At 35.8% G+C, this 26,147-nt stretch carries 1 protein-coding gene (running past one end of the window); it reads left to right on the top strand.

The features are described from left to right. A protein-coding gene (locus tag OD91_RS09140; RefSeq protein WP_144896084.1) for an Ig-like domain-containing protein crosses the window boundary here: on the top strand, positions 1-26,147 show its 5' portion. The gene runs 2,665 nt beyond the window's last position; 26,147 of the gene's 28,812 nt are visible here — the first part of the coding sequence; its start codon is at positions 1-3; its stop codon lies beyond the right edge, outside the window.

Raw genomic sequence — 26,147 nt, forward strand, 5'->3', positions numbered from 1 at the left:
ATGATACGTTATTCTCGTTTTAAAAAATCACAAAACAAACCATTAATAATACTAGTGTTTATGTTATTAATGGTTTTTAGCATTAATGCTCAAACCTATAGTATAAATGAGGCCGCAGATGTTACTACATGCTCAGGTACATTTGTAGATTCTGGAGGATCAGGTGGTAATTATTCTAATGATGAAACGTTTTCTAAAAAGTTTACTTCAACTACAGGCACGCCTTTACAATTTGAATTCACATCTTGGAATGTTGAAGATGAGACAAATTGTAGTTGGGATGTTTTAAAAATATACGATGGGGCAGATGCTACAGCAACTTTATTAGGTACTTATTGTACAAATTCTCCAGGAACTATAACATCAACTGGAGATTCATTATTTTTTGAGTTTGAGTCGGATTTCTCTGAAAATGAATCTGGTTGGGAAGCAACAATTACTTGTGTGGTAATGCCATGTACAGATGGAGCAATAGTAGGAACAGTTACAGCAAATGATCCTGATGCAGATGGAATAAATAATGAGTGTGATACAGACGATGATAATGATGGTATTTTAGATACTGAAGAATCATGTACAGGAAATGCAAATCCAAATTCAGGAACAGGTAAAAGAAAAGAAGAAATTTATATTTTCGATTGGGCAGGAGCGCCTTTAGACGATGGTATTCAAGATGGAGACACAAAAACAGTAACACTTGCAACTGGATTAGAAGTTACAGCTACATTTTCTGTAGATGCAGCAAACGCTACTAATGCAGCTGCGGTTAGAGCAGTAGATTTAAAAAAATGGGGAGGTTCGAATTTATATAATTTATATGATACCCCTAGTGATTTTGATGCTTTAGAAATTACAGGTGCTAGAACTGTTGAATATTCGGTCAATTTTACAGCAACATTAAATGGTGTTGCAACTCCCATAAATTTACTTGCTTTAGATGGAGAAGAGACAAACACCAATGAATTTATAAGCTTTGAAACCAATGGAGATCCTTGGGAATTTTTAGAATCACAAGGAGATGGAGGTAATTGGACTGGCGTAAATACAAATACGGTTTCTACTGATAGTACAGACAATGGAACTAGTGTACATTATTCAACAAATGCAAGCACAATTACTATAAATTTAACTGCTGTAGGAGGTGCACAAGCAAGCTCTATAGGTCTTTGGTTTGAATGTAGTGTAGATACAGATAATGATGGAATAATAAATAGTTTAGACTTAGACTCTGATGGTGATGGTTGTAATGATGTTTTAGAATCTGGAGGTAACGATCCAGATGGCGATGGTATATTAGGTGAAGCACCTTATACTTATAACAATACAACTAATGACGCTACATATGGTCAAGTAACTGGAACAAATGCTACAAATGGTTATAATGGTCTTACGGCAAACAAAGAAGAAACAACTGCAATCCAAACAGTAATTACTACACCAACTGCAAATCAAAATGTTGCAAGTGAAGGAGATGCAGCTAGTTTTACAGTTGTAGCAAGAGCAGATACTGCAACTGGTTATACTTCAGGTACACCAACGTATGGTACAGCAGGTGATGCAACAGGTCTAAATTATCAATGGTATTTAGGAGACCCATCTTCTGGTGGTACAGCGTTAACCAATACAGGGGTTTACAGTAATGTAACTACGGCAACATTAAATATAAGTAATTCTACAGGTTTAGGAGACAACCAATATTTTGTAGAAATTACGCACAATAATAATGCATGTTCAAAAGTACAAAGTGGTGCTACATTACTTTTACCAGATGCATGTGTAGTAGGCGCAATTGTTGGCACAGTAACAGCAAACGATAGAGATGCAGACGGTATAAATGACAGTTGTGATCTAGATAATGATAACGATGGAATTCTAGACACCAACGAAGGTTGTGTAGATTCTACAACAGATTATGATGGATATTGGCCAATGGATAATTCTACCAATGACCAATCTACACCAGCATTTAATGCAGACAATCCAGGAAGCGTTAATGCACCAGGTTTTTCATCTACAGATAAAAAGTTTGGTACACACTCAGCTACTTTTAATGGTACAAATCAAGGAGTAAGATTTGGTTTAGGAGCTAGTGATTTTTTAGAAGCAGCAATTACAAATTTTACACATGCATTGTGGTTTAAAGCAAATGATCTTACAGGTATTCAAACAATAATAGACGAAGGTGGTGCTACAAATGGAGTTGGAATTAGATTAGATGGTTCAACCTTAGAATTTGTTGTACAAGAAGGACAAGACATGTATAAAACGTTTTCTTCAAACATATCAGCAAACGTATGGTATCATGTTGCCTTAGTTTATGAAAATGGTGTATTTACTTCCTATTTAGATGGTGTTGCAAATACTTCACTTTACCTAGTAGAAGATAATAACGTACTTCAAAATCCTATTGTATTACAGCCTAATAATAATACAGGTTTTGGTGAATTAGCAAGACATACTAGCGATTCTGGTTTAGGGTTTTCAAATGCAGGAGATGCTTTTGATGAAGGGAATGGTGAAATTAACTTCTTTCACGGTTTAATGGATGAAGTTTATCATTACGATAGAGCTATTACCCAAGCAGAAATAAATGCAATTATAAAAAATGAACCTTTAGTTTCCTGTGTAGGTGCTAGAGATACCGACAATGATGGTACACCAGATGGTTTTGATTTAGATTCTGATGGAGATGGTTGTAAAGATGCCATAGAATCTGGAGGTACAGATGCCAATGATGATGGAATTTTAGATGGAGATGGTTTTAATGCAACAGGACAAGTAATTACATCTGGAACTATAGCAACAGGAACTTACGACGGTGTTACAGGAAAAGAATATGAAGCTACACAAGTAACTGTTACACCTGCAACCTTAGCAGATAAAAACGAAAATGAAGGAGTAGCTACTACTTTTACAGTAACTGGAAGTGCAGAAACAGGAGTAACTTATGTAGGAGGAAATCCGGCATATGGTGCAGCAGGAGGTGCAAATGCAGGGCTAAGATATCAATGGTATTTAGGAGATCCAGATGCAAGTGGTACCGCTTTAACAAACACAGGAGTCTATACAACAACAACTACCAATACATTAAACATAAGTAGCACTACAGGGTTAAATAACAATCAATATTATGTTGTTGTTACTCATGTAGATAATGCGTGTACTAGAATTATAAGAAGTGCAACACTAACAACTACAGATCCTTGTGCAAACCCTACACCAGGTTTTGTAACTCCAAGTGATTCTGATGGCGATGGTGTAAATGATATCTGTGATGTAGATGATGATAATGATGGTGTTTTAGATACCGATGAAGTTGGAAACACAGACGGTGTTACACCAGTAAACAGCTTAGATTTAGATTCTGATGGAGATGGTTGTTCTGATGCTTTCGAAGCAGGTGCAACTACAGATAAAACTGCAGACTTTAAATTTCCATCTACTACTTTAAGTGGTGATACTAATAAAGATGGTTTAGCAGATTCATTAGATACAAATTTAGATGGTATTCCAGATTATTCGGTTTCTTCATCAACCTATACAACCTATGCATTAGAAGGTACAATTAATGCTTGTACAGATACAGACAATGATGGTGTACCAGATGTTACCGATCTAGATGATGATAATGATGGGGTATTAGATACAGAAGAATCATTAAGTTGTGGAACTGAAGAAGATTTAACTAGTTTAACTTTTCATGGGACAACAGCTATAATTGATAGTTTTAATGGATCAACATTAGAGTTAACAAGTAATAATGCTTGGAGATCAGCTTATTCAGATCAAGAATATTCTTTACCCATACACTTAGAATTTACAGCTAAAGATACAAATGGTACTGCTATGATTGGTTTAATATCTACAAACCAAACAGAAACACCAATTGGTTATTTAGATAGAGGTGAAAAAATTTATCTAAGCCACGGTGGCTCACTTTCGAGATTGCATAATAATGTACAAACAGGGATTGGATCTTTTTCCGCGAATGATAAGTTTGAAATGGATATAGATAATACAGGATTTATAACCTTAAAGAGAAACGGTACACAGATTGCCGCTTATCAAGGTACAAATAGTAAATATAAAATTGTTTTTTCTGCAGGAGTTTTTGACAAATCAATTGAAGGTTTTAAGCTTTCCGAAAAAGATTCAAAATTTTCTTGTATAGATAAAAATACAGATGGAGATGCTTTAGTAGATAGATTAGATCCAGATTCTGATGGAGATGGATGTTCTGATGCTTTTGAGGCAGGAGCAACTACAGATACAACAACAGATTTTACGTTCTCTACAACAACTGGTACAATTACTGACGCCAATAGTGATGGACTACCAGATGCAGTTGATGCTGCACCAGGATCGGACGGTGTACCAGATTATGCATCTACTTATTTTAGAGCCCTAGATAATATGGTAAAAGCTTGTTTAGATACAGATAATGATGGGGTACCAGATATTACAGATTTAGATGACGACAATGATGGTATTTTAGACACAGTAGAATTAAATTGCGGTATAGGTGCAGCACAAACAACTACCTATGGTACTGCAACAAAAATGATTGCAGGAAACTTTTCTAGAGGGAATGCTACAGTAGATTATACAATTGATCTTTCAGATGCTGTATTTGCTTTAGTAGCAGCAAATAATTATTCCACTGCAGAAGGGGTACATTATATATTTAATGATAATGTTACAGCTTTTACTTCAACAACTACATTAACGCCACAAGCAAATAGTTTATTAAATAAAGTAACCTGGGGACCAGGAATTTTAAGTAATGCTGATACAGAAAACGATAATATAAGTCAAACAATTGTTTTAACATGGTCGCCAAATGTACCAGCTACTATTATGGATCCAGACGGGCAACTTTCAGGATCACTTGATAATACTACCATTAGTTCTGGAGCTTCAATCACTCAAACAGCTAGTTTTACAGATACAAATCAACCAACTTGGCAAATTGTATTCGACACTTCGTTTGCATCAACAGCATTTACGATAACAACAGCTCATACAGGAACAGCAGCTTTAGGAACAGAAGGATATGGTTTAATGACAGATGTTTGTTTCTTAGAAAACACAGATGGTACAGGAGAAGCAAATCACTTAGATTTAGATTCTGATGACGATGGTTGTTCAGATGCTTTTGAAGCAGGAACAACAACTGCAACCACAGCTAACTTTAAGCATCCAGCAATGGCAGGTACAGCTACAGATCAAAATAGTGATGGTCTTCCAGATGCAGTAGATTCAAATACAGATGGTAATCCAGATGCAACTCCAACGTATTATTTAGCCATAGTAAATTCATTAAATAAATGTACAGATACCGATGGTGATGGCGTACCAGATATTTCAGATTTAGATGATGACAATGATGGTCTTTTAGATACAGCAGAACTAGAATGTGGTGTAGGAGAAGCAGCAATAACCACAGCTAATACTGTAATTACAGGAGCTACAAAATCATTTGAAGGCGCTTTTACAAAAGGAGCAGTTTCTGCAGATTATAAAGTTTCATTAAATAATGTTGCCACAAATTTAGCAGCATCAAATTTAGTTGCAACTGCAAATGGAGTACATTATAATTTAGACGACTCTTCTACAAACGGATCTTATCAGGCAGTAATTTCGGTAACTCCACAAGCAAATACTGTATTAAATACAGTAGAATGGGGACCAAATTTAGTAGGAAGCACCAATGCTAAAAATGATAATGATGAACAATCAATTAAATTAGTTTGGAATCCTGGGGTTACTGCAACAGTAATAGATCCAGATAATCAATTAAATATAGCAGACGGAACAATTATTACCTCTGGACAATCTATTTTACAAGGAGCAGAATATGATAATGGAACTCCACCAACATGGAAAATAGTTTTTAATACACAATTTTTAGATCAAAAATTTGAATTTACAGCAAGTCATACTGGATTTACTTCACCACAAGCAGATTTTAGAAACGAAGGATATAGTTTAGTATCCAACATTTGTCAATTAATAAATACAGATGGTACTGACTTAGCAAATCATTTAGATACAGATTCAGATGACGATGGATGTTCAGATGCCGTAGAAGCTGGACATATAGAAAGTACAACCAAAGCAGGTGAAGTAGCTGGAACAGGATATGATGCAACAACCGGACAAGTAACAGGTTTTGCAACAGCATATACAGGTACTTCTGCACCAGTAACTACTGTAGGAACAGCACCAACTTTTACAACACAACCTGCAGATCAAACAATTGCGGTAGGAGCGACTATAACAATCCCTTCTGCTTCAAACGGAACTATATTTCAATGGCAAATTAGTACCGATGGAGGAACAACGTTTACAGATGTTACAAATGCTGGAAATTATTCAGATGCAACCACCAATACATTAAAAATTACTGGCGCAACGGCTGCAATGGACACACATAAATTTAGAGTTAAAATATCGACTACAGATTATAAGTGTGAAGTAATTTCTGATGTGGCAACCTTAACGATTCCAACACCACCCGTAGCTGTTGATGATTTAGGTTTTTCTGCACCAGAAGATTCAATGGTAATTGTCCCAGCAATAGGAGGTAACGATACGGCTTCAGGTAGTACAACATTAGTCCTTGGATCCATTGTTTTAATAGACCCAGCTAATCCATCAAATACTGGTAATTCAACAACACCATTAGTTATTGTAGGTAAAGGATCTTATACTGTAACCAATATGGGACAAGTATCTTTTACACCTGAAATGGGTTTTAATGGAGATGCAAGTATAAACTATACGATACAAGATGCATTAATGCAAACATCGAATCAAGCTACTATTGGAATCGCAATAAACGGAGTTAACAATCCGCCAATGGCAGTAAATGATACAGATGATACGCCAGAAGATACACAATTAACGGTCTTAGGAAGTAGCCCAGATGGATTATTAAAAGATGATACAGATTCTGATAGTGCAACCCTAAATATTACACAGTTTACTATAAACAGCATGAATTATCCAGCTGGAACAACAGTAATGTTAACCGAAGGAAATTTAACAATAAATTCTGATGGTGGATATGTATTTAACCCTGCAAGTAACTTTGTTGGTACAGTGCCTGTAGCTACTTATACAGTTAGTGATGGAGAAGATATAGATACTGCAACGTTAGCATTAACGGTAACACCAGATAATGATACACCGGTTGCAAACCCAGATACAAATACAACTACAGAAGAAAATCCAATTACGGTTGATAAAGCAAACGGATTAATAGATTTAAACGATACAGATGTAGAAAGTAATACCTTATTAATTACCAATATAGAAATAGGCGGAACAAACTTCACAAACATTGGTGATCCTATTACGATTATGGATGGGGCAGTTACGGTTGGTGTTATAGATATAGAGCCAGATGGTAGTTATGTATTTACACCAGCATCAAATTATAATGGAACTGTACCACAAATAACGTATACAGTTACAGAACAAATTGCAGGAGGTTTAACAGCTTCTAGTACATTAGATATTACAGTAACTGCAGTAAATGATCCACCAGTGGTAGTGGATGATACAAATACAGTTACAGAAGATACAACATTAACTGTTTTAGCTGGAAGTGGTGATGGATTGTTAGATGACGATTCAGACCCAGAAGGATCTGCATTAACAGTTACACAATTTACAGTAGGAGGAACAACATATCCAGCAGGAACAACAGTACCATTAGCTACTGGAAGTTTAACAATCAATAGTGATGGTAGTTATGTGTTCATTCCAAATGAAAACTCAACAGGAACAATTCCAACTATTACGTATACAGCAAGTGATGGAGTATTAACAACTAACGGAACATTAACTTTATCTATTACACCAGTAAATGATGCACCGGTTGCAGAAGATGATACAGCAGCAACAGATCCAGGCGTAGCAATAGATATACCAGTTTCACCTAACGATAATGATCCAGATGGAGATACTTTAACCACAACTATTGTTGCAGCTTCGGGGCCAAGTCAAGGAACAGCAACAATAAATCCAGATGGTACAATAAAATATACACCAAACCCAACTGTTACAGCAGCAACAGATAGTTTTATGTATCAAATTTGTGACCCTGCTGGTTTATGTGATACTGCAACGGTTACGATAACAGTACCAACAAGTAATTTACCACCTGTTGGAAATAATGATGCAGGAAGTGTAAATGAAGACACAACATTAACAGTGGTTACTGCAAATGGTTTATTAACCAATGATACAGATCCAAACTTTAATGACACAAAAACTGTTACAAGTTTAAGTGTAAACGGAACAACATTTACAGTAGGTGATCCTTTTGATGTAAAAGATGCAATGGGAACAACTGTTGGAGTTTTAGATGTAGAATCTGATGGTAGTTATGTGTTTACACCCGCTGCAAACTTTAGCGGAATGACACCGACTATTATATATACAGTAACAGATTCAACCAGTTTAACAGATACAGCAGAATTAAAAATTACCGTTACAGAAGTAAATGATGCTCCTACAGTTGTTGATAATACAAATACAACAACAGAAGATACTACACTAACAGTTGCTAAAGCAGATGGTTTAATAGATACGAATGATACCGATGTAGAAGGTGCGTCATTAGCAGTTACAACATTTACAGTTGCAGGAGATGCAACCGTTTATAATGCAGGACAAACCGTAAATTTAGCAAAAGGAGATTTAACCATTAATTCTGATGGTAGCTATACATTTGTTCCTAATGCAAATGAAACTGGAGCAATACCTCAAGTAACCTATACAGTTACAGACGGTGCAACTACCAATCCAACAGCATCTGCAACATTAGATATTAATATTACACCAGTAAATGATACACCAGTTGCAAGACCAGATACCAATACAACAGCAGAAGATGTTACTTTATCTGTAGTTGCGGCAGATGGATTAATAACTTCGGGAGGAAATGCAGGTTCTGAAGATACAGACACAGAAAGTGATGCACTTTCTGTAACAGAATTTACTGTTAATGGAGCAACTCATGCAGCAGGTACAACAGTTACGTTAACTGAAGGGATTTTAACCATAAATTCAGATGGAAGTTATGTTTTTGATCCAGCAGATAATTTTATTGGAGATTTAGATGTAACCTACACAATTTCTGATGGGAATTCGCTTGCTACAAGTACATTAAAAATTACGACAACTGCAGTAAATGATGCACCAGTCGCAAACCCTGATACTAACACAACTATAGAAGATACAAATTTAACGGTAGACAAGGCAAACGGATTAATAGACTTAAATGATACGGATGTAGAAAATAATGCGCTATTAATTACCAATATAGAAATAGGAGGAACTAATTACACAACTATTGGAGCTCCAATAACTATTATGGATGGTGCAACTACAGTAGGTACAATTGATATTGAAGCAGACGGAAGTTATGTATTTATGCCAGCTTCAAATTATAGTGGAACTGTACCAACAATTACCTATACAGTTACAGAACAAATTTCTGGAGGTTTAACAGCTACGAGTACGCTAGATTTAACAGTTACTCCAGTAAATGACCCACCTGTTGTAAATAATGATACTAATACAGTTACAGAAGATACAACACTTACAGTAGACGCAGCAAATGGTTTGCTAAATAATGATACTGATACAGAATCACCAACAGGATTAACCGTAACAGAATTTACAGTTGGCGGAATGACATACCCTGCTGGAAGTACAGTGACAACACCAGAAGGAACAATTACTATTAATTCAAATGGTAGTTATGTATTTATTCCATCACCAAATACAACGGGTGCAGTACCACCAATTTCTTATACAGCGACAGATGGTACTAATACAGATTCAGGAATATTAAATTTATCAATTACAGCTGTTAATGACGAACCTGTAGCTACCGATGATGTTTCAGGTACAGATCCAGGTGTTCCAGTAACCATAGCAATTTTACCAAATGATGTAGATAATGATGGTGACCCATTAACCGTAACAATTACTACGCAACCACCAAACGGAATGGTCGTTGTGAATATAGATAATACAGTTACTTATACACCTAATGCAGGATTTGATACAGGAACAGATACATTTACCTATCAAATTTGTGATAATAATTCACCAACACCAGCTTGTGATACAGCAGATGTTGTTGTAACAGTACCAATTAATCCATTGCCACCAAATGCGAATCCAGATACAAATACCTTAGATGAAGATTCAACATTATCAATAAATGCAGCTAATGGATTATTAAATAATGATACAGATTCTAATGGAGATAACTTTTCTGTTACAGCAATTACAATTGGTGGTACAAGTTATACTGTAGGTTCGCCAATTACTATTCCAAATGTTGGAGTATTAGAAATAGAATCTGATGGTAGTTATACTTTTGCGCCAGCTGCTAATTTTAGCGGAACAGTACCAGAAGTAACCTATACAATTACTGATACAACAGGATTATCAGATGCAACAAATAGTGTTAGTACACTTAATTTAACTGTAAATCCATTAAATGACGCTCCAATAGTAGCACCAAATACAAATACAACAGCAGAAGATACTACATTAACTGTTGCTAAAGCAGATGGAGTAATAGATACCAACGATTCTGATGTAGAAGGAGCAAACTTAGACCTTACTACATTTACAGTTGATGGAATGACATATAATGCAGGTCAAACTGCTAATTTGGCCAAAGGAGATTTAACAATGAACTCTGATGGTAGTTATACATTTGTTCCAAAAGCAAACGAAACTGGAGCAATCCCACAAGTTACGTATACAGTAACTGATGGAGCTTCAACAAATGCAATAGCAACAACAACGTTAGATATTACCATTACACCTGTTAATGATGCACCAATAGCACAACCAGATACTAATTCTACATTAGAAGATACCGCTTTATCAGTAGTAGCTGCAGATGGATTAATTGTTTCAGGAGGGAATGCAACTTCTAATGATACCGATATAGAAAATGCAACATTAACCGTTACAGAATTTGTAATTGGTTCAACTACCTATGCTGCAGGAACAACAGTTACAGTTGTAGACGGAGGAGTTACACAAGGAGATTTAACCATTAATTCAGATGGTAGTTATGCATTTATACCAGCTACAAACTTTAGCGGTACAGTTGCAACAGTAAATTATACGATAAGCGATGGTGCAGCAACAGCAACAAGTACATTAAATCTTTCAGTTGGTCCAGTAAATGACCCACCAGTTGCAGTAGATGATACCGCTTCTGTAGATGAAGATTCAATATTAACATCTACCGCGGCTACTAACTTATTAGCAAATGATACAGATGCAGAAGGAACCGCTTTAACTATTATTACCAACCTAGAAATAGGAGGAAATATGTATCCAGTAGGTTCTGAAATAAATTTACCTGAAGGTAAACTTACTATCAAAAGTGATGGTAGTTTTACATTTGATCCAGCAGATAATTTTACTGGTTCATTACCACCAGTTACTTATACAGTAAGTGACGGTAGTTTAACTGATACAGGTGTATTTAATGTTACAGTAAACCCAATAAATGATGATCCAACTTTAGTTGCAGATACTAATTCAACTTCAGAAGACACCGATTTAATTGTTAGTGCTGCTAATGGAGTATTAATGAATGATTCTGATACAGAAGGAACAACATTAACAGTCTCAGGTATAAAAATTGACGGGGATGCAACAGTATATCCAGCGGGAACAACAGTAACAATTACTGACGGATCAACTGTACAAGGAACTATTACTTTGAATAGTAACGGTAGCTATGTATTTGATCCAGCAGCAGATTTTAACGGAACTGTAAAAGAAATAACGTATACAGCAACAGACGGTGTTAATTCTAAAGACACAACATTAAACATTAGTGTTAGTCCAGTAAATGATGCACCAGTTGCAAATCCAGATACAAATACAGTTGCAGAAGATAGTGGTACAACTACAGTTGCAGGGCCAGGAGTATTAGCCAATGATACAGATGTAGATACAAGCACAACCTTAACAGTTAAAGAGTTTAGTGTTGGAGGAATGACCTATCCAGCAGGTACAAAAGTTACCTTACCAGAAGGAGAAATAACATTAAATCCTGATGGAGGCTATACATTTACACCAGCTGCTAATTTTAGCGGTAGTTTCCCAGAAATTACATATACAACTACAGATGGTACATTAGACAATAGTAGTACATTAAACTTGGCTGTAACCCCAGCTAATGATATTCCAGTTGCAACGGATGATACTTCTGGAACAGATCCTGGAGTTGCAGTTATTGTAAATGTTTTATTAAACGATTCTGATGGTGATAATGATGCCTTAACAGTAAATAGTATTGCTACAGCACCATCAAACGGAACAGCTACTATAAATGCAAATGGAACAATTACATATACTCCAAGCGCAGGATTTACAGGTACAGATACATTTGAATACCAAGTTTGTGATGGTTCATCAGCGTGTGATACAGCAACGGTAACAATTACAGTTCCTTTAAATCAATTACCACCAGAAGCGAATCCAGATACAAATACAGTAACAGAAGATAGCGGAACAACTTCGGTTCCTGTGGCAAGCGGATTATTAAGTAATGACCAAGATGTAAATCCTGGAGATACTATATCTATTACCGATATAATGATTGGAGCAACTTCTTACACAGTTGGAGATCCGATAACAATTCTAAATGTTGGAGTATTAGATATAGAAGCAGATGGTAGCTATACATTTACACCAGATACAAACTTTAGTGGAGCAGTACCTCAAGTAACCTATACGCTTTCAGATAATAATGGAGCAACAGATACTAGCACTTTAGATATTACGGTAACAGAAGTAAATGATGCACCAGTTGCAAAACCAGATACTAATGCTACAAATGAAGATACCTTGTTATCTGTTTTAGCAGCGGACGGATTGATAACATCAGGCGGAAATGCAGCTTCTGAAGATACAGATGTAGAAGGTTCTAATTTAACAGTGTCAGAATTTATTGTTAATGGAACAACATATGCTCCAGGAAGTACAGTTACGTTAACAGAAGGACAATTGACAATTAATGGAGATGGTAGTTATGCATTTAATCCAGCAGAAAATTATAATGGAGCTGTACCACAAGTAACTTATACCGTTACTGATGGTAATAAAACAGCATCGAGTACATTAGATATTACGATTAACGCGATTAATGATGCTCCAGTTGCAAATCCAGATACAAATAATGTAACAGAGGATACAAAACTAGAGATTACAGCTGCAAATGGATTAATTACTCCAAATGATACAGATGTAGATAGTACTACATTAAAAGTGACTCAGTTTACTGTTAACGGAACAAATTATACCGTAGATCCAACTACAGGAGCTACAGCTAACTTACCAGAAGGAACGTTAGTTATTTTAGAAGATGGAAGTTATTCATTTGATCCAGCTGCAAATTATAATGGACCAGTTCCACAAGTAACCTATGTAATCAGTGATAATAATGCAGTGAATCCATTAACAAGTAGTAGTACGTTAGATTTAACTGTAATGCCACAAAATGATCCACCAGTTGCAAATCCAGAAACGAACAATACAAATGAAGACACTGATTTAGTAGTTGATAAAGCAAACGGATTATTAATTAATGACACAGATACAGAAAATGTAGCGCTAGTTATTACAGAATTCACTGTAAACGGTGTTACAAATCCAGCAGGAACAGCAGTAACAATTCCAGAAGGAGTGATCACAATAAATGCAGATGGTAGTTATATTTTTGATCCAAAAGATAACTTTAGTAGTGCGCCAAATGTGGTTGCAACCTATACAATTACTGATGGAATAAACACTGCATCTACAACATTAACAATTACTGTAGATGAGGTGAATGATACACCAGTAGCAGAAAATGATACAAACACAGTAACTGAAGATTCACCATTAACAGTAAATGCTGCTAGTGGTTTATTAGCAAACGATACAGATTCTGATGGCCCTGCATTAATGGTTTCAGAATTTACTGTAAACGGAATGAGCTATACTCCTGGAACAACAGTTAATCTTACCGAAGGAGATCTTACAATAAATGCAGATGGTAGTTATACTTTTGCACCTAAAGCAGATTATAATGGCCCAGTACCACAAGTAACGTATACTGCTACAGATGGTACTTTAACAGATACTGCAACGTTAGATTTAACAGTTCAGCCAGTAAATGATGTTCCAGTAGCCGATGTAGATTCTGTTACAACTCCAGAAGATACCGATGTATCTGTCGATGCAGCAAATGGCTTGTTAAATAATGATTCAGATCCAGAAGGAGTTGCATTAACTGTTACAGAATTTAGTATTGGAGGAACAACCTATCCAGCAGGAACAACAGTAACACTTACAGAAGGAGAATTAACAATTAATCCAAATGGTAGTTATGTATTTAAACCAGCCGAAAACTTTAGTGGTTCAATTGCACCTACCTATACAATTACAGACGGTGTAAATACAGCAGGAAGTACATTAACTATTAATGTTACTGAAGTAGATGACCCACCAGTTGCGGTTGCAGATACAAATACAACACCAGAAGATACAGATTTAGTGGTAACAGCTGCTAATGGAATTTTAGCGAATGATACCGATTCAGATGATCCAGCAGCGAGCCTTATGGTTACTGCATTAAGTATTGGAGGAACTCCATACACAGTTGGTACTGAAATAGTTTTACCAGAAGGTAAGTTAACAATAAATGCAGATGGAAGTTATACGTTTGATCCAACAGATAATCAAACTGGAGCAGTTCCACAAGTAACCTATACAGTTACAGATGGAGATAATTCTGTGACCAGTACATTAGATATTTCTATAACTCCGGTTAATGATACACCAGAAGCAGAAAACGATGTAAATGAAGTTACAGAAGATGTAACTTTAACAGTGTTAGCTGCATCAGGATTATTATCAAACGATACAGATTCTGAAGGAACTACATTAACATTAACTCAGTTTAATGTTGATGGAATGAATTATCCAGCTGGAAGCACAGTAGATTTAACTTCAGGAAAATTAACAATTAATTCAGATGGAAGTTATGTATTTGTTCCAACACCAAATTATGATGGAGCAATTCCACTTGTAACCTATACAGTTTCCGATGGAGCTATAACAGATACTGCAACATTAATACTTACTTTAAAAGCAGTAAATGATGCACCAGTTGCCGTTGATGATGAATCAACAACTAATCCAGGAGTTGCAGTAATTATTTCAGTATTACCAAATGATACAGATGTCGATACAGGAGATACCTTAACTATTTCATCAATAACACAACCTATTCCTGCAGAAGGAGTAGTAGTTGATAATGGTGATGGTACATTAACTTTTACACCAGCAGCAGGATTTAATGCAGGAAAAGCAACCTTTACATATACAGTACAAGATTCTGGAGGAGGTACTGATACAGCAATAGTAAGTGTAAAAGTTCCAAAAGACCCATTACCTCCACAAGCAAATCCAGATACAAATACGTTGGATGAAGGAACTATGGTTTCTGTAGCAGCTTCTAGTGGTATATTAAGTAACGATATAGACCCAAATAACGGAGATGTTATTATGGTTACCGGTATTTCTGTAAATGGAATGTCACATACAGTAGGAGATCCAATTACAGTAACAGACCCAAGTAATGGTGGAGCAACAATTGGTACTTTAGAGATAGAAGCAGATGGTAGTTATACGTTTGTATTAACAGATAAAGATTTTAACGGTACTGTACCAGTAATAACTTATACGGTAAGTGATAATGATGTTACGATGATTCAATCGGATTCAAGTACATTAACAATCACGGTTAATCCAATCAATGATGCACCAGTAGTTGTAAACGATACCGAAGAAACCAATGAAGATGTAACAATTAATAAAGATGCCGCATCAGGTGTATTAAGTAATGATTCAGATGTTGAAGGAGTTGGTTTAACAGTTACACAGTTTGTAATAAATGTAAACGGTACAGATAAAACCTATACAGCAGGTTCATCAACAGGATCAGATTTATCAGAAGGAACATTAACATTAAATTCTGATGGTAGTTATACATTTGTTCCTGCACCAAATTATATTGGAGCAGTTCCAAAAGTTACCTATATAGCAACAGATGGTTCATTAACAACCGATGGAGAATTAAACATCACTGTTAAACCAGTAAATGATCCACCAGTAGCAACAGATGATACTGGAAATACAGATGAGGATACAACCTTAACTGTTAGTGCTGCAACAGGATTATTAAATAATGATACCGATACAGAAAATAATACACTAACAGTAACACAATTTTCAGTTTCTGGAAATACATATGTAGCAGGAAGTACAGCTAATTTAGCAAAAGGAAAACTGACTATAAATTCTGATGGTAGTTATGTATTTGTACCTACGGATAATGAACATGGAGCAGTTCCAACAGTTCTTTATACTGTTTCTGATGGAAATGATACAGACACAGCAGATTTAGATATTACAATTAATCCAATAAATGATAATCCAATAGCTGTTGATGATACAAATACCACAGCGGAAGATGCAGACTTAACTGTAGATGCAGCAAATGGATTATTATCAAATGATTCTGATATAGAAGGAACTACAATTTCAGTAACTAAAATTACTGTTGGAGGAATGGATTATACACCAGGAGCTTCAATTCCGTTAACAGAAGGAACAATTGTAATCAACCCTAATGGTAGTTATACATTTGAACCAGCAGATAATTATAGTGGAACAGTACCAGTAATTACGTATACAGTTTCAGATGGCGTAAATACCAGTACAGCAAACCTTAATTTAACAGTAACGGCAACAAATGACCCTCCAGCTGCATTAGCAGATACAGGAGAAACAGATGAAGATACCACTTTAACAGTTACTGCAGCAACAGGATTATTAACTAATGATACCGATACAGAAAATGCATCGTTAGTCGTTGCAAGTTTTGATGCAGGAGGAACAAATTATCCAGCTGGAAGTGCAGTAACCTTAACAGAAGGTACGCTTACAATTAATTCAGATGGTAGTTACATTTTTGTACCAAAAGACGATTACAATGGTACAGTACCAGCAATTTCTTATACAACATCAGATGGTTCGTTATCAGACACAACAACATTAACAATTACTGTTAAACCAATCAATGATGCGCCAACAGCAGTTGCAGATACAAATACAACTTCAGAAGATACGGCACTTACAGTTGCTGTTGCAGATGGATTGTTAAATAATGATACGGATACAGAAAATTCTACCTTAACAATTACAGCGTTATCCATTAATGGAAATCCTGAAACTGTTGGTAGTCCTATAACAGTAATGGATATCTCTGGAAATACTGTAGGAGTATTAGATATAGAACCAGATGGAAGTTATGTATTTACACCAGAACCAAACTTTAATGGAACGGTTCCACAAGTAACGTATACAGTTTCTGATGGAGATAAAACAACAACAAGTACCTTAGATATCACAGTAACATCAACCAATGATGAGCCAATTACAATGATAGATATGGTTACAGTTGCAGAAGATGGTAATGTATCTGCATTAGCAGCTACAGGTTTATTAAGTAACGATTCAGATCCAGAAGGACAACCTCTAAGTATTACACAGTTTACAGTTGCAGGAATGACATATCCAGCAGGAAGTAAAGTAACACTTACAGAAGGTGAATTAACTATAAATTCTGATGGTAGTTACATATTTACACCAGCAGAAAATGTAAATGGAGCAGTACCAGATGTTGTTTATACCGTAAGTGATGGTGTAACTACAAGTACAGAAACATTTAAAATAAACATTACTCCAATAAACGATGCGCCAGTTGCAGCAGACGATGTTTCAGCAACAGATCCAGGAATAGCAGTACCAATTAGTATTTTACCAAATGATGTAGATGCAGATGGAGATACATTAACAATTACAATTACAAATCAACCACCAAATGGAAATGTAGTTGTAAATGGAGATAATACAGTAACCTATACTCCAGATGCTGGATTCCAAACAGGAACTGATACATTTACATATCAAATATGTGATGCTTCAGGTGCTTGTGATACAGCAGATGTTGTGGTTACAGTTCCTAAAAATCCATTACCACCGCAAGCAAATCCAGATACAAATTCTGTGAATGAAGATGCAACGTTAACAGTTGCTGCGGCAGACGGATTATTAAAGAATGACGTAGAACCAAATATTGGTGAAACAATTTCAGTAACAGGAATAGAAATTGGAGGAACAACATATACCGTTGGAGATCCAATAGTATTAACAGGAGTTGGTACATTAGAAATAGAAGCAGATGGTAGTTACACATTTACACCAGAAACAAACTATAGTGGAGCAGTACCTGTTGTAAATTATACAATTAGTGATACTGGAACTACAGTACAAACTGCAAGTAGTACATTAACATTAAGTATTGTTAGTTTTGACGATACACCAGATGCAACAGATGATACAGGAACAACAAATGAAGATACAGATTTAGTTGTAGATGCTGCAAACGGATTATTGAATAATGATACAGATCCAGAAGGAGCAAGTTTATCGATTACAGAATTTAGTGTTGCAGGTGGAACATATCCAGCAGGAACAACAGTAAATTTACCAGAAGGAATGTTGACTATAAATTCTAATGGTAGTTATACATTTGATCCAGCTGATAATGTAAATGGAGCTGTACCGCAAGTAACCTATACAGTTACTGACGGAAATTTACTAGATACGGCTAATTTAGATATTACTATTACGGCAGCAAATGATGCACCAACAGTAATGCCAGATACCAACACAACTACAGAAGATACGTTATTAACAGTAGCGGTAGCAAATGGAATACTAAGTAATGATTCTGATACTGAAAATGGGCCATTAACAGTAACAAGTCTTTCTGTAAATGGAATGAATCATGTTGTTGGATCTCCAATCACTTTAACAGAAGGAGTATTAACAATAAATGCTAACGGTAGTTATTCTTTTGATCCAGCAGATAATTATGTAGGAACAGTACCACAAGTAACTTACACGGTTGCAGATGATAAAGGAACTACAAGTGCATCAACATTAGATATAAGTGTAAGTCCAATTAATGACGCACCAGATGCGGTTGCAGATACAAATACAGTAACAGAAGATACTTTATTAACTGTTGATGCAGCAAACGGATTATTAAATAATGATACGGATGTAGAAAATGCAACATTGTCTGTTCAAGAATTTACAGTTGCAGGAATGACATATCCAGCAGGAACAACAGTAACCCTACCAGAAGGAGTATTGACAATTAATGGAGATGGTAGTTATACATTTGATCCGGCAGATAATGCAAGTGGTAATGTGCCTCAAATTACATATGTAGTAACAGATGGAACTTTAACAGATTCAGCTACATTAGATTTAACAATCAATGCTATAAATGATGCACCTTCTACTAATCCAGATACAAACTCAACAGATGAAGACGTAACATTATCTGTTTTAGCAACAGATGGATTATTAAAGAATGATTCAGATACCGAAGGGACAACATTAACGGTTTCACAATTTAATGCTGGCGGAATGAATTATCCAGCAGGAACTACAGTTAATTTACCAGAAGGAGACCTTACAATTAATGCCGATGGTAGCTATACTTTTGTTCCAAAAGCAAACTTTAATGGAACAGTTCCGCAAGTAACTTATACAGCTTCAGATGGTAGCTTATCACAAAGCAATACTTTAGATATTACTGTAAATGCTATTAATGATGCCCCAGATGCGGTTGCAGATACAAATACAGTAACAGAAGATACCTTATTAACGGTTGATGCTGCTAATGGATTGATAAATAATGACACGGATGTAGAAAATGCAGCCTTAATGGTTGAAGAGTTTACAGTTGGAGGAATGACTTATCCAGCGGGAACAACAGTAACTTTAACAGAAGGAGTATTAACAATCAATGCAGACGGTAGTTATACGTTTGATCCAGCAGATAATACTAATGGAACTGTACCACAAATTACATATGTTGTTACAGACGGTGTATTAACAGATTCAGCAACCTTAGATTTAACAATCAATGCAGTAAATGATGCGCCAATAACAAATCCAGATACAAATACAGTTGTAGAAGATATGGCATTAACAGTTTTAGCTGCAGATGGATTATTAAAGAATGATTCAGATACAGAAGGGACTGCATTAACAATTGCACAATTTAACGCAGGCGGTACGACATATCCTGTAGGAGCAACGGCTATTTTACCAGAAGGAGCATTAACCATAAATGCAGATGGTAGTTATATTTTTACTCCAGCGGAGAACTTTAATGGTAATGTACCACAAGTTACTTATACAGCAACAGATGGTAATTTAACCCAAAGTAATACGTTAGATATTTCTGTAACACCAGTAAATGATGCACCAGTTGCAACAGATGATATTTCAACAACAGACCCAGGGGTTCCAGTAGTGGTAAATATATTACCTAATGATGTAGATGTTGATGGAGATACGCTTACAGTAACAATTTCATCGAATCCTACAAATGGAACTGTAGTTATTAATCCTGACGGAACAATAACATATACGTCAACAGCAAGTACAATTGCACCAACAGACTCTTTTATTTATCAAATTTGTGACCCTTCAGGGGAATGTGATTTAGCAACAGTGAATCTTACGCTTTCTAAGAATTTCTTAGATCCACAAGCAAATCCAGATACAAATACAATAGATGAAGACAATACGTTAACGGTAAATGCAGCAGACGGATTAATAAAGAATGATATTGATCCAAATAGTGGAGAAGTAATTACTGTAACTCAATTTGTTGTTAATGGGGATTCTACGGTTCATACTGCAGATGGATCTAATGTTACAATTAGTGGAGTAGGTACAATTGCAATTAATGCAGATGGAAGTTATGTATTTACACCAAATCAAAATTATAACGGAATAGTTCCTGTAATTCAGTATACAATAACTGATGATAGTGGAATGACCCAAACAGATTCGAGTACGTTAAGCATTACTGTAAATGGTATTAATGATGCACCAGATGCACAAGATGATTCAGTAACAACAAATGAAGATACACCTATAAATGTTACTGATGCAGCACAAGGATTATTAAAGAATGATTCAGACATAGAGAATGCAGCCATAAGTATTACAGAGTTTACTGCAAACGGAACTACATATCCAGCAGGAACAACTGCAACACTTCCAGAAGGAATGTTAACCATAAATTCTGATGGAACCTATTCATTTGTTCCAAATACAAATTATAATGGAACCGTTCCTGCAGTTACGTATACACTTACAGATGGGGCTGAAACAGACACAGCTACATTAACAATTAATGTTGCAGCATCTAATGATGCTCCAATGCTAGTAGCAGATACTAATACCACACCAGAAGACACTGCTTTAAATGTGTTAACTGCTCAAGGATTATTATCGAATGATACGGATACAGATAGTTCATTAACAGTTACTCAATTTTTAGTTGCTGGTGATACAACGCCACATACGGCAGATGGATCTAATGTAACTATTACAGGAATTGGAATTATTGCAATAAATACAGATGGTAGTTATACATTTACACCAGATGCTAATGTAATTGGCACAGTTCCACAAATTACTTATACAGCAACAGATGGACAAACTCCAGTAACGTCAACATTAGATATCACTATTTCACCAATTAATGATAAGCCAGATGCACAAAATGATACGGCAACTACTAATGAAGATACACCTATAAATGTTACAGATGCAGCACAAGGATTATTAATGAATGATTCAGATGTTGAGAATGCAACCATAAGTATTACAGAGTTTACAGCTAATGGAGCAACGCACCCAGCAGGAACAACTGTTACACTTCCAGAAGGTGCATTAACCATTAATTCTGATGGAACCTATTCATTTGTTCCAGTAGCAGATTACAACGGAACAGTTCCAGCAGTAGTATACACACTTACAGATGGATCAGAAACAGATACAGCGTCATTAATTATAGAAGTGACCGCTGTAAATGATATGCCAATGTTAGAAGTAGATACTAATACAACGTTAGAAGATACAACGCTAAGTGTATTAGCGGCAAACGGATTATTATCTAATGATACAGATACAGAAGGAGAGTCATTAACTATTTCACAATTTGTTGTAGGAACGATGACATATCCAGCAGGAGGAACAGCAAATCTTACAGAAGGTAATTTAACCATCAACTCAGATGGTAGTTATATCTTTGTTCCAAATACAAACGTTACAGGTACTGTTCCTCAAGTAACTTATACAGCTACAGACGGTACAACACCACAAACGTCAACATTAGATATAACTATTACACCAGTAAATGATTCGCCAATTACGGTAGCAGATACAGCTTCTGTTGCAGAAGGTTCTAATGTTGAGGTTACTGCTGCAAATGGTTTATTAGCAAATGATTCAGACCCAGAAGGTATTGCACTTTCTGTAACAGAGTTTACGGTTGGTGGAATGACATATCCAGCAGGAACAACTGTAACTTTACCAGAAGGAGAATTAACTATAAATTCTGATGGTAGTTACACATTTGTACCAGACCCAACATTTAGTGGTTCAGTTCCACAAGTAACTTATACAGCAACAGATGGAGTATTAACAGATAGTAATACATTAGATATTACAATTACTCCAGTAAATGACACACCAGTTGCAGTAGATGATTTAACAGGAACAAATCCAGGAGTACCAGTTACAATTAATGTATTAGCAAATGATACCGATGAAGACGGAGATACATTAAATGTTTCAGGAATTTCTACCCAACCAACAAATGGAACGGTATTAATAAATCCAGATGGAACAATAACCTATACACCAAATGCAGGATTTATTACAGGTTCAGATACATTCGAATATCAAGTTTGTGATACAAAAAGTGCTTGTGATACGGCTACGGTAACTGTAACAGTTCCGTTAGGACCATTACCACCAAATGCAAATCCTGATACGAATACAATTGCAGAAGACATGACATTAACTGTTGCTGCAACTGCAGGATTATTAATTAATGATACAGATCCAAATACAGATCCATTAACAGTAACTCAGTTTAGTGTTGCAGGCATGAGTTATATGGCTGGAGATACTGCTACTTTTGCAGAAGGAACACTAAAAGTTAATGCAGATGGTAGTTATACATTTACACCAGCAGCAAACTTTAGTGGAAGTATTCCTGAAGTTACCTATACAATTTCAGATGGAACAGGATTCTCAAATTCATCAACATTAAACATTAATGTTACAGATGAAAATGATGCGCCAATAACAAATCCAGATACAAATAGCACAAACGAAGATGTTAATTTAATCGTGAATGCTATGAATGGATTATTGGCAAATGATTCTGATACTGAAGGAGCAAACTTAACGGTAACCGATTTTACCATTGATGGAAATAATTATCCATCTGGAACAACAGTTACATTAACAGAAGGAGTATTAACTATTAATTCAGATGGTAGTTATGTATTTAATCCAGCTGAAAACTTCAACGGAAATATACCAGAAGTTACGTATACATCATCAGATGGAGCAATTACAAATACAAATACATTAAACATTGCAGTTAACCCTGCAAACGATGCACCAACTGCAACACCAGATTCAATAACAACACCAGAAGAGCAAACATTAACAGTAACTGCTACAGAAGGATTGTTAAAGAATGATAGTGATATTGATGGAGACAACATTGCAGTAACAGAATTTACTGTAGGTGGAATGACACAACCAGTTGGAACAACGGTAACATTGCCAGAAGGAACAATCACAATTAATTCTGATGGTAGCTATACATTTGTACCAGCAGATAATTTCTCTGGCGCTGTGCCACAAATCACCTATGTAATAAGTGATGGAACGTTAATAGCTTCTAGTACATTAGATATATTAGTTGATTCTGTAAATGACGCACCAGAAACACAGCCAGATACCAATACAACATTAGAAGATGTAGACTTATTAGTATTTGGAACAAACGGATTATTAGCAAATGATGCTGACCCAGAAGGTGTGAATTTAACATTAACTAAGTTTACTGTTGGTGGAATGACTTATCCAGCAGGAACGAAAGCTACCATTCCAGAAGGAGAAATTACTATTAATGCAGACGGAAGTTATTTATTTAGTCCAGCAGAAAACTTCAACGGAAACGTACAACAAATAACATATGTTGCTTCCGACGGAGTATTAGAAGCTGTAAATACATTAGACATTTCTGTTACACCAGTAAATGATGCGCCAGATGCAATGGACGATTTAGGAACAACAAATCCTGGTGTGCCAGTTACAATATCAATTTTACCAAATGATGTTGAACCAGATGGAGAAGCATTAACAGTAACCATTACTATGAATCCACCAAATGGAACAGTACTAGTAAATGGAGATGGAACAGTAACTTATACACCAAATGCAGGATTTATAACTGGAGATGATACGTTTGTTTATCAAGTATGTGATGCAGCTGGATTATGTGATACTGCAACGGTAACAGTAAAAGTACCAGAAACAGATTTACCACCAACAGCAAATCCGAATACAAACGCTACAGACGAACCAACAACGTTAACAGTAGCAGCTGCAGATGGGTTATTAACCAATGATACTGATCCAAATGGAAATAACACCATAACGGTAACAAGTTTCCAAATTGATGGAATAACAACTACTTATCCAGCAGATGGAAGTGCAGTAACAATTCCAAATGTTGGTACTATTGCGTTAAATGCAGACGGTAGTTATGAGTTTGTTCCAAATGGAACATTTAACGGATCAGTTCCTCAGATTACGTATACGGTTACAGACAATAAAGGACTTACAGATACAAGTACGTTAGACTTAGTTGTTAATCCAGTAAATGATGCACCAACTGCAAATTCAGAAACTGTAGATACTTTAGAGGATACACCAATAAATGTTGATGCAGCAAACGGATTATTATCGAATGATACAGATGAAGAAAACGGAACATTAACAATTACTAATTTTGAGATTGATGGCGTAGTGTATCCAGCAGGAAACACGGTACAATTAACAGAAGGAGCGTTAACCATTAATGCAGACGGTAGCTATACATTTGTACCAGCAGAAAATTACAGCGGTACAGTACCACAAGTTTCGTATACTGTAACTGATGGAACAGATACAGCTAAAACTACATTAGATATTACTGTTACACCAGTAAATGACGCACCAGTTGCAGTAAATAATACGCAAAATGGAAATATTGGAAGTCAAGTTACAATTCCTTTAGTAGCAGATAATGATACAGATATTGATGGAACTATAGATCCTACATCAATCATTTTAATTGACCCAACAGATCCAACAAATACAGGTAGTACAGGTACATCGTTGGTAATTGCTGGTCAAGGAACATATACAGTTGATGCAACAGGAAATGTAGTCTTTACACCAGAAAGTGGATTTACAGGAAACATTGCAAGTATTAACTATACAGTAAATGATAATGACGGATTAAACTCTAATGTTGCTACCATCAGTCTATCACTTACTTTAGATTCAGACGGAGACGGCGTTCCAAATAGTTTAGATTTCGATGATGATAATGATGGAATCCCAGATTTAGTTGAACAAAATGGTAATTCAACAAGAGATACAGATGGTGATGGAATCCCAGATCATTTAGATTTAGATTCAGATGGCGATGGAATTAAAGATATTATTGAAGGAGGCGGAATAGATGCTAATAATGATGGTGTTGTTGATAATATCAATCCTGATGGAACATTGATAAATGATTTAGATAACGATGGTTATGATGATACGTATGATTCAGATGCAGGTGGAGTAAGTTTGCCTTTAACAGATACAGATGGTGATGGTATACCAAACTTCCAAGATGTAGATGATGATGGTGACGGAATAAATACTACCGATGAAAATGTAATTTCAAATGATGGTGATCCAACTAATGATGATACAGATGGTGATGGTATCCCTAACTATTTAGATACAGATGATGATGGAGATGGCGTAGATACTAAAAATGAAGATGTTGTAAATAATGATGGTAATCCAACCAATGATGA

Origin of the sequence: Lutibacter sp. Hel_I_33_5 (genome assembly GCF_007827455.1) — a bacterium.
Taxonomy (GTDB): Bacteria; Bacteroidota; Bacteroidia; order Flavobacteriales; family Flavobacteriaceae; genus Polaribacter.